Origin of the sequence: Paenibacillus sp. FSL E2-0178 (assembly GCF_038593005.1) — a bacterium.
Classification (GTDB): Bacteria; Bacillota; Bacilli; order Paenibacillales; family Paenibacillaceae; genus Paenibacillus_AQ; species Paenibacillus_AQ phytohabitans.
The window spans coordinates 7,199,616-7,214,598 of the sequence record NZ_CP151953.1 but is presented as its reverse complement, the minus strand read 5'-3'; the positions used below and the strand labels follow the sequence as shown (position 1 = coordinate 7,214,598).

General features: G+C 52.6%; 9 protein-coding genes and 1 pseudogene. 7 read left to right on the top strand and 3 right to left on the bottom strand.

The window, feature by feature from the left end:
- Window positions 1-8: 8 nt before the first annotated feature.
- A complete protein-coding gene (locus tag MHI42_RS31020) occupies window positions 9-899 on the bottom strand; it encodes a sugar ABC transporter permease (RefSeq protein WP_231575186.1) in 891 nt (296 codons plus the stop codon).
- A gap of 169 nt (window positions 900-1,068) precedes the next feature.
- Window positions 1,069-2,412 (bottom strand): sugar ABC transporter substrate-binding protein, encoded by a 1,344-nt coding sequence (locus tag MHI42_RS31015; RefSeq protein ID WP_171717218.1) that lies wholly within the window; start codon window positions 2,410-2,412, stop codon window positions 1,069-1,071.
- A gap of 262 nt (window positions 2,413-2,674) precedes the next feature.
- Here MHI42_RS31015 and MHI42_RS31010 point away from each other — a divergent pair, with 262 nt between their 5' ends.
- From MHI42_RS31010 to MHI42_RS30980, 7 genes and pseudogenes are all read left to right on the top strand, one after another.
- Complete coding sequence (locus MHI42_RS31010) at window positions 2,675-4,465, top strand: sensor histidine kinase (protein ID WP_171717219.1); 1,791 nt, start codon at window positions 2,675-2,677, stop codon at window positions 4,463-4,465.
- Window positions 4,466-5,023: 558 nt separating this feature from the next.
- Window positions 5,024-6,655 carry a helix-turn-helix domain-containing protein gene (locus tag MHI42_RS31005; protein ID WP_039310367.1) on the top strand — a complete coding sequence of 544 codons (1,632 nt, stop codon included), beginning with the start codon at window positions 5,024-5,026 and terminating at the stop codon, window positions 6,653-6,655.
- Window positions 6,656-6,657: 2 nt separating this feature from the next.
- Window positions 6,658-6,880 (top strand): annotated as a pseudogene (locus MHI42_RS31000) (hypothetical protein); the annotation flags it as partial.
- A 369-nt stretch (window positions 6,881-7,249) separates the two neighbouring features.
- Window positions 7,250-8,236, top strand: a complete 987-nt coding sequence (locus tag MHI42_RS30995; RefSeq protein WP_342421672.1) for a substrate-binding domain-containing protein — start codon at window positions 7,250-7,252, stop codon at window positions 8,234-8,236.
- Window positions 8,237-8,341: 105 nt separating this feature from the next.
- A complete protein-coding gene (locus tag MHI42_RS30990) occupies window positions 8,342-10,636 on the top strand; it encodes an alpha-galactosidase (protein ID WP_342421671.1) in 2,295 nt (764 codons plus the stop codon).
- A gap of 812 nt (window positions 10,637-11,448) precedes the next feature.
- Entirely contained in the window at window positions 11,449-12,066 is a 618-nt protein-coding gene (locus MHI42_RS30985) for a TetR/AcrR family transcriptional regulator (RefSeq protein WP_336100009.1), read from the top strand.
- 35 nt (window positions 12,067-12,101) lie between these two features.
- Complete coding sequence (locus tag MHI42_RS30980) at window positions 12,102-14,513, top strand: MMPL family transporter (RefSeq protein WP_342421670.1); 2,412 nt, start codon at window positions 12,102-12,104, stop codon at window positions 14,511-14,513.
- A gap of 241 nt (window positions 14,514-14,754) precedes the next feature.
- Here the strand turns inward: MHI42_RS30980 and MHI42_RS30975 are convergent, their stop codons facing one another.
- Window positions 14,755-14,898 (bottom strand): hypothetical protein, encoded by a 144-nt coding sequence (locus MHI42_RS30975; RefSeq protein WP_340986056.1) that lies wholly within the window; start codon window positions 14,896-14,898, stop codon window positions 14,755-14,757.
- Window positions 14,899-14,983: the final 85 nt, after the last annotated feature.

Below are 14,983 nucleotides of genomic sequence, written 5' to 3'. Positions count from 1 at the left end.
GAATCCTCCTATTGTCCGTATTTCTTCTCGCCGCGGAACTGGACGATGGTGATGCCAAGTACCAGCAGAAAGAGTACAATCGCCATTGCGCTGGCATATCCGTAATCAAGTGAACGGAATGCCGTATTGTAGATTTGATAGACCATAACCCTCGTAGAGTCGTTGAGCTGGTTATCGGCGCCGGCAAATAGGTTGATAAAGATATCGTAGACCTTGAACGAGTTAATGACCAGAATCATCAGAACAAAGAAGGTTGTCGGTGCCAGCTGCGGCACGGTGACATTGCGGAATCTTCTCCACGGGCCTGCGCCGTCCAGCTCAGCAGCCTCGTACAGCTCAGGGTTAATTCCCTGGAGTCCTGCCAGATAGATAACCATGTAATAACCCATATTTTTCCACACTGTGAAAAGAACTACGGTAAACATGGCCCACTGCTTATCTGCCGCCCAGCGGGGAAGATCCTCCAGCGGGATACCGGTAATGGTATGCAGAATGTTGTTGATCGGACCCATGGTAGGACTGAAAATGAAGTTCCATACCGCCGCAACGGCTACCAGCGATGCTACATAAGGGAAGAAGAACACGGTTCTCATGAAATTACGGCCCATAATCTTCTGGTTCAGCAGAATGGCCAGCGCCAGCGCCACAATCATGGTCAGCGGTACGACTCCGATAGTGTAGACAATGGTGTTCCACAAGGCTTTGTGGAAGGTTGAATCTTTGAGCAGCCGGGTGAAATTGTCCAGCCCGATGAACTTCATCGGATTGGCCCCGTCCCATTTCACAAACGCAAGGACAAAGGCAAATATCATGGGTACCAGTGTAAACAGGGCAAATCCGATAAAGTTCGGCGCAATGAAGCTGTAGGCAATCAGGTTATCTTTAACCCCTCTTGACATACGTCTTTTTGGGCTCTTATTTGTATGCAATATGGTTTCGTTCTGCATTGTTTCTCCTCCAAACCTTCTAAAGCTTTCCCAAATCTATTATGCGAAGCAGATAGATTCTTATATTTTATAAAAGGCGGGCCTTCGCCCGCCCTTATATCCACCGTCCTACTCAGAACGGTTAATTGTTCAAGAGCTCTCCTACACGTTTGTTCATATCCTTCAGGCCTTCATCAATCGTAGCGTTCTTCGTCATGATGTTATCGTGGGCTTCATTCAGGATAACCTCGATGTCTGCACTCTTTTCATGTATTGGCATTTCCAGATAAGTCTGAACAGTATTTAGTGCAGCCTTACTGTTCTCGTCTGCAGGGAAACCGTCGATGGAAGTAATGGAATTGATAACTTCATCGTTCTTGATGGCCGGGATGGTTCCGGTAGATGCAATAACCTTCGCGCCTTCTTCACCGGTTACGAAGTTCATGAACTCCAGTGCGGCTTCTTTGTGCTTGGATTTCTGGTTTACAGCCAGGGAAGTAATCGTACCCAGAGTTGTACCGGCTTCTACACCGTCAGGATGAGGGTATTTCACAATGCCCCATTCAGTCGATTGGGATTCGCCGCTCTTCACTTTCTCGATCTGGGTGGCAATGAACCAGCTGCCCATGTTCATCATGGCAACGGAGTTGTTGTAGAATACGCCGGAATAATGCGTGCTGGAAGTCTTCAATGTAGCGTAATCCATCACGATGCCGTCTTCCTGCTCTTTCAGAATCCGCTCATAGGTAGGCTTCAGGAAGTCATAGTTACCGCCGACCACTGTGTTCTTGCCGTCAAGAATACCGAACAGTTGAACCGCGCTCCGCCAAGTGTGGTAGTGGGCACCGTATACTTTTTCGGAACCGCTGCCGGAGGTCATCTTGCGGGCCAGCTCATCATATTGGTCGAAGGTCATATCGTTGCTCGGGTATTCCACGCCTGCTTTGTCGAACAAAGCTTTGTTGTAATAGACCACCCAGAAGTCACTGCGGAAAGGAAGCGCATACACCTCGCCGCCCACTTCAATCTGCTCTACTGTACCGCCGTATACGGAAGGATCAATGGAATTTGTGCTCATGTAGCTCTTAAGCGGCTCCAGATGATTCTGCTTCACCAGGTTCGAATAGCCGGGAATATCTTTAATGGTAAGAACGTCCAGGTCTGCACCGCCGGAGAGCTGTGTGCTGAGCATGGTCATATAGTCCGTGGAGCCAAGGTCTACATATTCAATCGTTACATTCGGATGTGCAGCTTTATAGGCATCAATCAGCGGTTTGTAGTAAGCGGTTGCTTCCCAGTCCCACAGCGCCCATTTCAGAGTCACAGGCTCCTGGCTTGGTTCAGCGGAAGCGTTTGCAGCGTTACCCGCCGCAGGTGCGGTTGTTGCTGCAGCTTCATTATTGGCGTTGTTCCCGGAACATCCGGCCAGCATGCTCACGGAGAGCGCTGTGGCAAGGGTCATGCCATAGAATCTTTTTAAGTTCATTTAAATATCCCCTTTTCCTTCTATTGTTCTAGCGGCGACCGGCTTATCCGGCCTTAGTTCAAAGTGTAAGCCTTTTCAGGCGGGATTGGGATGCAATATCAAACACAGATCATTCACTTTTCTGTGCTCTTCTCCCCCTCGTCCGGCTTAAACCTGTAATATCCTATCCGAAACATGTAAAATTCTCAGCTTATACTCCTTGCCCTGTATTGAAACGCAGGAATATGATAAGGTAGATGAAAACGCTTAATATGTTTTCACAATGTACAAAGGAGTGTTCACGACGGTAAGAAAATCTACTATTAAAAGCCGCATCATTCTGCTCATGGCCGTCTTCGCCCTGCTGATCGCGTCGCTGCTGTCTTTTTTCAGCTATGAATTGATTACTTATTATCAGCGTAAAACAACCATTCAAGCGACCGAGTTCAATCTGCAGCTGGTTTCCCATATTATTGAACAGGATCTGATTAATCTGTCGGCCTTAGCCATGACCTGCAGCACCAACTCGTCCACCAATAGCCTGATCACGAATTATTTCGCGTCCAAGAACCCCAGCTCCAAGGAAGCTGTTAATGTCTTCAACTCGATGCAGCAGGAATTCCTGAATAACCGCTCGAACAGCTATGCCCGCCGCCTGATTGTTACGGATAACAACGGAAAGTTCCTGCAGGTGGATAACACAGGCACCTCCGTTCCGCTTACCATACACAATATCGGCCATATCGCCGGCCTTAATGCAGATGCCGAGGAGCAATGGGATCAGGTCATCAAGGACCCGCTCTCCAACACGAATGGAATCCCGTTTGTGTTTCCGATTTACGGCAAAGGGGCTATACGGGTTGGAACGGTATATATGTTAGCCAATACCTCTGTTATCACCGACAAGCTGAAGGGATACTCTCTGCCGAAGAATTCCCGGCTGCTGCTCACGCTCGGCAATCACCATTATCAGCTTACCGGCGATCAGGTCACTGCCATTACTGAACCTTATGAACCGGTGGCCTATACCAATGACAAGCCTGTCGGCCCGCAGACCGAGCTGTCCATGGTGAAGCTTACGGATGATAAAGAAAGCCATATTGTGGTATCTTATCCCGTACGCAGCGGAGTCATACTGTCCCAGACTTTATCGAACGACCAGTTTGCGCCCAAGGCAAATATCTGGATTCTGGTGATGCTTGGTGTCGTCCTGCTGGTTATTGTCTTAAGCGCTATCATTACACTGTATTTGACCCGTACAATCAGTCTTCCGGTGGAGAAGCTTAAGAAGCGCATCGATAAGATTGCCCAGGGTAATTTCCTGATTGACCGCAATATTGAATGGAAAAGCGAGCTTGGCGACGTCGGACGCGGCATTAACCGCCTGTCTCAGGATATCGTGGCCCTCATGGACAGCCGGCTTGCTGACGAAAAGCAGAAGCAGGAGCTGGAATACCGGATGCTGCAGAGCCAGATCAATCCGCATTTCCTCTACAATACCCTGAATTCGATCAAATGGATGGCTACTATTCAGAATGCAACCGGTATCGCGGAAATGACAACCTCTCTGTCCAGACTGCTCCGCAGTATCGCCAAGGACAACAGGCGGCTGATGCCGCTGAAGGATGAGCTAAGCCTGCTGGATGACTATTTCCTGATACAGAAATACCGCTATGGCAGCACGGTCACCATGGTCAAAGAAATTGAGAATGAAGAGCTGCTCACCGGCCTGATTCCGCGCTTCACGCTTCAGCCGCTGGTGGAGAACGCGATCTTCCATGGCATAGAGCCCAAGGGCCGGGGCGATATTATCATCACGGTCTCCAAAAGCGGATTCGCCGATATCCTGGTCACCATTGAAGACAATGGTGTCGGCATGAAGGAAGAGCAAATCTCTACTATATTGTCCACTCCCGAGGACGAATCCAAGGGAATGCTGGAGAATGTCGGACTGCGCAGCGTGAATGAACGTTTGCAGCTGGCTTTTGGCGGGAATTACGGCTTATCTATTGAGAGTGAACTTGGACAATATACCATCATGAAGCTGCTCCTGCCCTTCCTGCAGAGAGAGTAGCTAAGTACAAACTGCGTTACCGTCCCTTTTAGGACTATACCTTATCCGCTCGACGTTGCCCAGTAACAGTAACTGTATATAAAAGTGCCGCTATGCTTAAGCAGAACCGCCCTGGCTGTGAAGCTGGGGAGCTGCTGTAGATTAGGGAGCTGGCGGCTGGAGCTGACTGCTGACTGCTGACTGAAGGGCTGGTGGCTGACTAAGAGCTGACTGAAGAGCTGACTGCTGACTGAAGAGCTGAAAACCAGCGGTTCCCTCAAGCAAGTGGAAAAATGCATCTTAATTGTTCGATTTCGCAGGATTAGGGGCAATTAAGTGGAAAAATGACATCTACTACTTGAGGTTTCAGCTACTTTGAATGAAATGAGATCATTTAAGTGCTTTTTATCCAACTGCTGTTATTGCAAGGCTCCCTCGCTCATCAGCAAGTGGAGAAAATCCAACTGTTATCATTCCATTCTGGTGTTTACATCAAGGAGTAACAGCTTTGACGTCCCAGTTATCATATGACATATATAAACTCTTATATTTAGCAAACTTAGCAAGGATGTGATGAAATTGATCAAATTATTAATCGCAGATGACGAAGCCCTGGTCTGTATCGGCCTGCAGTCCATGCTGAAATGGGACCAGTTCAATATTGAAATTGTCGGCATTGCCCACAACGGCGCACAGGAAGAAGAGATGATTGACACGCTCCGTCCGGACATCGTAATCAGCGATATCAAAATGCCGATTAAAAGCGGTCTCGAGGTAGCCGGCTCGGTACGCAAAAAGTACGGCCGGCTGCCGCTCTTCATTATGCTGACCAGCTATGAAGAATTTCAATATGCCCGCGGCGCGATTGAAGTGCAGGCCACGGATTATCTGGTCAAGCTGGAGCTGACCCCGGAGGCGCTGTCCGAATCCATCCGCAGAGCGATTGGCATACTTGAGACTTACCAGGCGATGGAGAGCTACCCGAAGCTGGTCCACCGCGGGAATATCCAGGCCCAGCGCGATAAATTCTTCATCCGCCTGTTCAACAACCTGTTCGAGAACAAGAACCAGTATCTTTTGCAGAAAGAGGATCTGGACCTGGATTTGCCAGGGGCTGCCTATCTCGTCTGCACCTGCCGCATTCTGGGTCCGGATACGGTTCCGCCGCGCGGGGATAAGCTGGTTGCCTTATGCTCCAGCACTGTACAGATGGCTAAGGATACGCTCTCTTCTGTCAGCCCGTGTTATGTAACCAGTCTGGATCTGCGCAATTTCGCCGTGGCTCTGCCGGTCCCGGGCACCGATCCGCGGCTCTGGATGCCTGACATCCAGAAGCTGCTTGGGGACATGGCCTCTGTGCTGCACAACTACTTCAATGTGACGATCATCGGGGCCATCGGTTTCGCCGTCGAAGATCCTTATCTGCTGCGGGAGAGCTATCTTGCCGCCCGGAAGGCGCTGCCGGCTGCGGTTAAAGAGCGCTCCTTCGTCTTCTTCACAGAGGGCGAAGCACTGGCGCAGGAGCATCTGCTGTTCGATTTCTCCGAATCACGTTCGGAGATCCGCCGGGCTTTTGAAGAGATGGATACCCGGGCCTTGTACACCATTATCTCCAGAATGATCGAAATCTTCGATGGCCGGTCCGACCTGCTGGTCCCCGCCACCGATGCCGCCTGCAATATCCTGTATATGGCTACTTCCCTGCTTGCGGACGGGGAGAACATTGTGGAGCAGATATTTGAGAATGAGCCGGAGGGCTACCGGGCCATTTATCAGATGCATACTATAGAAGAAATTGCCGGCTGGCTGATCCAGTTCCGGGACGGATGCTCGAACATTCTTTCCACCCGCAGACAGAGCTATAAGGAGCAGGTCGTGAAGAATGTCCAGGAATATATCAAAAGAAATCTCGGCAGCAAGCTGTCGCTCAATCAGGTGGCGGATGTGTTCAATTTCAGTCCCAACTATCTGAGCCATCTGTTCTCGAAGGTCGCCAAGGTGAACTATGTAGAGTATATCACAGAGATCAAAATCACCGCCGCCAAGGAAATGATGGTCCGCGGGGAAGGCCGGATCTACGAGATCTCGCAGAAGCTCGGCTACGAGAGCGCCTTTTACTTCAGCAAGGTATTCAAGAAGGTCACCGGGCTCTCCCCCCGGGATTACATGCAGCAGATCGAATCAGGTACGGAGGATGTGCGGAGTCATTGAGGGGTAGCGGCAATTTTCTGCCCAAGGAAGACGGCTTGTCCGTTCTCCAGCAAAAACGGACAAGCCTGGAAATATTGGAATAGCAATATTCATAACGAGCTTCCAGAGCTGTTGAATAACAGAATAATCTTGCGGACTGAGAGGACGCTATTCGGCGGAAAAACCGGATTTTCTGGTTATTGCGGACTCAGAAGCCCTTATATTGCTTGTATGAGCTCCAATTGATGCGAAACAGGTTAGTTAAGCGCCAGATTACGAACCTGCGTGAATAAGAAGGTGTTCCAAGCCGCCGTTATACGGTGCTCGGGCACCTTCTTTTTTGAAAGAATTTATATGCTTTGGGGTCTCTGGTAGGCACCTGAGTAATCAATAAATATACTTCTCCACTTTTCGGGATAGTTTGGCGTATGCCGCAACTTTTCCTCCTTCTAAGCAGAAACTACGGGCATGACACGGCCACAGCCGGGGTATGGTCCTATCCCTGCCTTCCACAATGTAAGCGCCTCTAAAAAGCCACTTGAAAGAAAAGGACGCAGGTGGTAGGATAAAAGCGAAGTTTTAGTAAATATATTAACTAAAAAGGCGTGAAGCAGCTTGGCAACGATTAAAGACATCGCCCGTGAGGCCGGCGTATCCGCCGCCACCGTATCGAGAGTGCTAAATAATGACCTGTCCCTGGCTGTCAGTGACGATACGCGGAGCCGGGTATTCGCGGTTGCAGAGCAGCTTGGCTACAAGCCCTCCCGGTTAAGGCAGCTGAAGCGGGAGACAGAGCTGAGCAGCAAGGCCATTACGCTTCTGCTCTGGTGCTCGGCGGAAGAAGAACGGGAAGATCCGTATTACGGCTCAATCCGCCGCGGGGTTGAGCTGCGCTGCGAGGAGCTCGGGATTGTGCTCGGCCAGACGCTGCGCGGACGTAACCCGCTGCCCCCGCTCCGGGCCGATGATGGACTTATCGTCGTAGGCGGCTTCGACCCCAAGGAATTCGAGAGGCTGCATGCCGACAAAAGCACGACCGTGCTGGTTGACCAGTACGAGGAACGCCTGGAGTACGACTCCGTACGTACGCATTTCCGTCAGGCTGTCGGTCAGGCGCTTACTCATCTGCTGGACCTTGGCCACCGGGATATTGCCTTCATCGGCGGCGGCGGTGAAGGCGAGCGCCGGGCGCATCACTTCAGCCGTATGATGCAGAGCCGGGGCTGTTACGATCCGGGACTGGTCCGCAAGGGCAGCTGGAGCAGTGCTGACGGTTACCGGATGATGGACGAGCTGCTGGCCTGTGGCAAGCGGCCGACAGCTTGCTTCGCAGCCAGTGATCCGCTGGCGGTCGGCGCCCTCCGCGCCCTGCACGACCACGGCGTGCAGGTGCCTGCAGAGATGGCCATTGTCGGCTTCGATGATATCGAGATGGCCGCCTACGTCCAGCCTCCGCTGACAACGGTGCGCGCCTATCCCGAGCAGATGGGCAAAGCGGCCGTCCAGCTGCTCGCCGAGCGGTTCGAAGGACGCGAAGTGCCATCGCATACGATTATCGGCACGAAGCTGATCGTCAGGGAGACCAGCGGTGGAAGCGCCTGACTAAATTGGCAGGCTGAATCTATGTAAACAGAAACTATATATTGCAGCTGCAATAACGGACCGGATCACCGGACCGCATTACATCCGACAAGGAGAGTTATGAATATGAACATTATCGCAGATGAAACGTTAGGCCTGTTCCACCTTCAGTCCAAAGATACCAGCTATATTATCCAACTGGTAGACGGCTATCCTGCCCATGTATACTGGGGTGCACGGCTCCGCCATGACAACAGCCTGACCGGGGCGCTTGAGCTGCGCGAGCGCGCATCCTTCTCTCCAACTCCGCTGCTGCAGAAGCCTACCCTCTCTCTGGATGCTCTGCCCCAGGAATATCCGCAGTATGGAACAAGCGATTTCCGCCGGCCGGCCTATCAGGTTCAGCTGGCTGACGGCACGCGGATCTCTGAACTCCAATATGCCGGCTACACAATCACAGCGGGCAAGCCGGCCCTTGAAGGGCTGCCTTCGGTCTATGTAGAGGATGAAGCGGAAGCCCAGACACTGGAGCTTACACTGAAGGATGATTACGCGGGTCTGACCGTTAAGCTGATCTATACCGTCTTCGCCGGCCATAGTGCAGTTACCCGTTCTGTCCGCTTTGAGCATAACGGGGAGGCACCGCTGCGGCTGGAACAGGCGCTTAGCGCATCCGTTGATTTCGCAGATTCCTCCTACGATACCCTGCACCTGAGCGGTGCATGGGCGAGAGAACGCCATGTTCAGCGCCGTCCGCTTACCCCGGGCGCAGCCTTGTCGCTGGAGAGCCGCCGCGGCTCAAGCAGCCACCAGACCAACCCGTTTCTTGCCCTGCTCCGACCGGGTGCAGATGAAGACCAGGGGGATGTATTCGGCTTCAATCTGGTCTACAGCGGCAGCTTCGCCGCAACTGCAGAGGTTGAACAGTTCGGACAAACCCGGGTAAGCATCGGGATTAACCCGTTCGACTTCTCCTGGCTGCTGGAACCGGGCCAATCGTTCCAGACCCCGGAGGCTGTGCTCGTCTATTCCAGTGAAGGACTCGGCGGCATGTCGCGCACCTATCACCGGCTGTACCGGACCCGGCTGTGCCGCGGCGTTCACCGCGACCAGGCCCGTCCGATTCTCGTCAATAACTGGGAAGCGACCTATTTCGATTTCGACGCCGACAAAATCGCTGCGATCGCCAAGGAAGCAGGCCCGCTCGGGATTGAACTGTTCGTCCTTGACGACGGCTGGTTCGGCAAGCGCGACAAAGACAACAGCTCGCTGGGCGACTGGTTCGAAGACCGCCGCAAGCTGCCTGAAGGTCTTGCCGATCTTGCCGGCAGAGTCAACAAGGAAGGTCTGCAGTTTGGGCTATGGGTTGAGCCGGAGATGGTCTCACCGGACAGCGATTTATACCGTAAGCATCCGGACTGGTGCCTGCACGCCGAAGGACGCCGCCGCACTGAGGCCCGCAACCAGCTCATTCTGGATCTCTCCCGCCCGGAAGTATGCGATTATCTGTACGAGACACTCAGCGCAGTCTTCTCCAGCGCACCCATAACCTATGTCAAATGGGATATGAACCGCAACATGACGGAGATTGCCTCTGCTAACGCCAGCCCTGAGCGGCAAAAAGAAACCGCCCACCGCTATATGCTCGGCCTGTATAACCTGCTGGAGCGCCTGACCTCGCGCTTCCCTGATATCCTGTTCGAGAGCTGCTCCGGCGGCGGCGGCCGGTTCGATCCGGGAATGCTTTTCTACATGCCGCAGACCTGGACCAGTGACGACACCGATGCGATTGAACGCCTGGCAATTCAATATGGTACTAGTATTGTCTATCCGGCCAGTAGCATGGGGGCTCACGTGTCGGCGGTACCGAACCATCAGGTTGACCGCATCACCTCCCTTGCCACCCGCGGGGATGTAGCGATGAGCGGCAACTTCGGCTACGAGATGGATCTTACAAAGTTCACGGAAGCCGAGAAGGATCTGGCTGCCCGGCAGATTGCCCAGTACAAGGAGATCCGCACGCTGGTGCAGCAAGGAGATATGTACCGTCTGCAGAGTCCGTTTGAAGGTAACGGCGACACAGCCTGGATGTTCGTCAGTGAAGATAAGACGGAAGCCTTTGTTGCCTATTTCCGGGTGCTGGCTAAGCCCAATGCACCGATCTCGCGTCTTACGCTCAAGGGGCTCGATCCTGAGCTGGATTATGTGATTGAGACTGGCGCAGCCGATGTTACCGCAAAAGGCCACGGCGGCGGGGAAGCCACTGTATCTGCTGATGGGCAGAACTCCACTCCGTTCCAGACGGCCTTTGACGGCACCCCTCTCGGCGGCGACCGCCTGATGCGTATCGGCCTGGTCGTTTCCGATCTGCGCGGCGATTACGCGAGCTGCACCTATCGCCTGAGAGCAGTACAGCGTTAATCCTTAACTATTGAGAAGGCTTCAGTCTCCCCGGGGACTGGAGCCTTTTTGTTATATGGATCGGCTACATAACAGATAAAGAATAGCTATTACTTTAGTGAAAAGTTGGCTTCAGCTGATGATGATGCGGTTGCTGTTGTGCTATTGCAGCTTGCTGCCCGACTGTTGTTACTGCAGTTGCGGTTGCGGTTGCTTGCTGTTAATGATGCCGTTGCTGTTGTGGCGGTTGCCGTTGCAGTTACTGCTGCGGTTACTATTGCTGCTTGCTGTTGATAATGCCGTTGCCGTTGCTGTTACTGTTGTGGTTGCGGTTGCTGCTGTAATTACTATTGCTGCTAGCTGTTACTGTTACTGATGCGGTTACTGTTGCGTTTGATGATGCTGCAGTTGCTGCTGCAGTTGCAGTAAATTCCCGGTTGAAGCGGCTGCTTTTAAAAATCCTGCACCAAATACAACATTTCCCTCGATATCTCGGCCATAATCTTAAATTGTTGTACAAATTACAATATTTCTGATCTTCCAGGCGGCTAAGCCGGATAATTCCTGCATTTAGTACAACAATCTGCCTGAACAGGCGGATATATGCGGATCAATGTTGTAATATGTACAACATTTCTCATTTTCCAAGCCCGCAAGGTTCCTCCGGCAACCAACCACCAGCTACGGAAACTGAATTATTCAGTTAAATTTTAAATGTTCACGTTTCAGACACTAATTGCACATTGTGCAATCTTGCTCTTTGAGCAATAATATAGACTGTAGATTACAATTCAGCATTCATCCTATACATAAGAAAGGAGGAAGCATACAACTTGAATCCCAAACTGACACTGCGGGACCAAAAAAAAGAAGCCACCGCCTACGCTTTGGCCGTAGCTGCCTTCGAGCTTGCGCTGGAGCAAGGCATGGACGGCTTCATCGTCGATGACATTGTCCAGAAGGCCGGTTATTCGCGGCGGACCTTTGCCAACTATTTCTCATGCAAGGAGGAAGCGGTGGCGGCATATTTCATCAGCAGCGCTGCAAATGAAGATAAGAATATGCTGCTTGCTGTTCTGCCTCAGGATGCTACACCGCTGGAAGCTTTGTATAACCTGCTCAAGCTGCAGTTCACATCAGAGTTTCTGCATAAATTGCGGCAGTTCGTATCGCTCGCGAATCAGTATCCGTCGCTGGAGCCTTATATCCTCAGCGTATTCCGCCGCCTGCAGATTGCCGCCCAGGAAGTACTCGAACAGTTCTCCCATGGACGCTATGACGATGGATATACCCACCTTCTCGCCGGTGCCGTCTACGGGGCATTTATCCCTATACTGGACGGACGCCTCAACGTCATGCTGCCGGGCGAAACACAGGATGAACCCTCCAGTGCCATGCCGTTTGATCAATATTTGAATTCCATGTTTGCTTACTTACGCAACGGCTTCTAATAATAAATTCAGAGATAAAGAGGAGAAACCAATACATGTCAACATTTCTGTACCGCTTAGGGAAGTCGGCTTATTCCAAGCCCTGGTATTTCATCGCGGCGTGGATCGTCGTGCTCGGTGTTATAGGCGCCCTGCTGGGTGTCAATGGCATCCAGTCCAGCTCCGAAATGAAAATTGAAGGCACCGAATCACAAAAAGTGCTGGATAAGCTCACCCAAGAGCTTCCTGCTGCTGCCGGCGGCCAGGCGAGCGTCGCCTTCACCGCACCAGACGGAGAACGTCTGGATACGCCGGAGCGTGTAGCGCTGCTCCAGAAAGCTATCAATGACGTCTACAATATGGAATACGTCATCAATCCAATGGAACTGGCAGCACAGGCTGCTGCCGCTGCTCAAGCTGCTGGCGCCGATCCTTCCGCTGCTGCCGGCCAAGCTGCCGCCGCCGATCCTTCCGCTGCTGCCGGCCAAGCCGCTGCCGATCCTTCTGCCGCTGCTGGCCAAGCCGCCGCTGCCGATCCTTCCGCTGCAGCAGGCCAAGCCGCTGCAGCACAGTCAGCTCCTTACGGTCCGCTGATGGCTGACGGCGCTCCGGTTCCCGGCGTTATGCTGTCTGCCGACGGCAATATTGCCCTGTTTCAGTTCCAGTTCACGGTTCAGCAGACCTCTCTGCCATCGAATGTACCTGATAATATCATCGATACCGTGACTGAAGTTGAGCAGGCAGGCTCCGGCATCACTGCGATTCCGAGTGATTCCCTGAAGAGCATCCCGGCCATCGGCTCAACCGAAGCAGTCGGTGTTGTCGTCGCTGCGGTCGTACTGTTCATGACGCTAGGCTCGGTCGTTGCTGCCGGTCTGCCGCTGATCACTGCACTCCTCGGCGTCGGAATCAGTGTCGGAGGTGCGTTTGCCCTCGGCAGTCTGATCCAGATGAATGACATTACACCGGTTCTCGCCGTGATGATCGGTCTGGCTGTAGGTATCGACTACTCCTTGTTCATTGTTAACCGCCAGCGCCGCCTGATTCTCGATGAGAAGCTAAGTGCCGGCGAATCCGCCAGCCGGGCACTGGGCACCGCCGGCAGCGCCGTATTCTTCGCCGGTCTGACCGTTATCATCGCCTTGTGCGGGATGCTCGTTATCGGCATCGGCTTCTTGTCGACCATGGCTCTTGTCGCGGCTGCCAGCGTTCTGATTAACGTCCTGCTGGCACTGACCCTGCTGCCTGCCCTGCTCGGACTGGTCGGTGAGAAGATCGTTACCGCCAAGGCCCGGACGAAGAATACCGCTGCCGCTAAAAAAGCACAGCACGGCTTCTCGCACCGCTGGGCAAATGCCACAGTGAAATACCGCTGGGTGATCATTATTCTCGTTGTACTCGTTCTTGGAACAGCAGCGATTCCGGTAACCAAAATGGAGCTGGGCATTCCTTCGGGCGCCTCGGCAAACCTGGATACTCCGGCCCGCCAGAGCTATGATGTTATTTCCAAGGGATTCGGCGAGGGCTTCAACGGACCGCTGCTGCTGGTAGCAGAGCCGAAGAACCCGTCCGACAAAATTTCGATGGAGCTGCTGGGCAAGCTGACGCAAGAGCTGCAAATGCATGATAACGTTACACAGGTCTCTCCGATGGGCGTGAATGCCACCGGCGATATTGCCATCATCAGCCTGATCCCGAAAACGGGTCCGACAGATACAGCTACAAGAGATCTCGTGCAGGAACTGCGCGATCCGTCTTCCAGTCTAACCTCAGGGAATAATATTAATCTTGGTGTGACCGGCTTCACCGCCATCAATATTGATATGTCCTCCAAGCTGTCTGATGCCTTCCCTGTCTACATCGGCATCATTGTTATTCTCTCGCTGATCATCCTGCTGCTGGTCTTCCGGTCGATTATCGTACCGATCAAGGCAACCATCGGTTTTGTTCTCAGTATCCTTGCCACCTTCGGTGTGACCACCGCTGTCTATCAGTGGGGATGGCTGCATTCCCTGTTCGGCTTCGATACAGGAGGACCGCTGCTCAGCTTCATGCCGATTCTGGTCACCGGGATTCTGTACGGTCTGGCTATGGATTATCAGGTATTCCTGGTCAGCTCCATGCGTGAAGCTTATGTCCACGGCCGCCGCGGCAATGACAGCGTCGTTCACGGCTATGATCTCGCCAGCCGCGTTGTGCTTGCCGCAGGCGTAATCATGGTTTCCGTCTTCTTCGGCTTCATCTTCGCCCCTGATGCGATGATTAAGCAGATCGGCTTCGCACTCGCCTTCGGCATTCTGATCGATGCCTTCATCATCCGGATGACTCTCGTTCCGGCTGTCATGGCCGTCTTCGGCGACAAAGCCTGGTGGCTGCCGAAATGGCTGGACCGCCTGCTGCCGAATCTCGATGTGGAAGGCGATAAGCTGATCGCCAAGCTGAATGCAGAGAGCGGACAGAAGCACTAGAATAACCCCACAAAACGGAGCCTTAGCTTCGATAATTACTCAGTTAATTTGCGGGGACCCCAGCATATATTAATTCATCTAAAATAATGGACGGCATCGCCGCCGTCCGCCCCAAACAAAAGAGGGCCTGCAGACATTGTCAGCAGGCCCTCTTTTCTATACAACAGCTCTTCTTAAGCTACACTGAAAACCACATGCTTCCCAGTTGCCAGCGCCTTATCGTAAAAACTCAGATGAAGACCTACAATTCACCCTTTAATTCCTGTCTCAGCGTTTCCGTTCCGTAACCCGGCTCCAGCGTACCCATCAGCGCTGCTCCATCCATCGCCATCATGCTCTCCAAGGTATCCTCATCTATCATTACATATTGACCAAGCATCCCCATCTGCTTCTCCTCCTAAGTTTCCTGCACGGTATATCACTAATATCACTATTATCACTAGTACAACATCTGAACTAAAAGAAGCGAG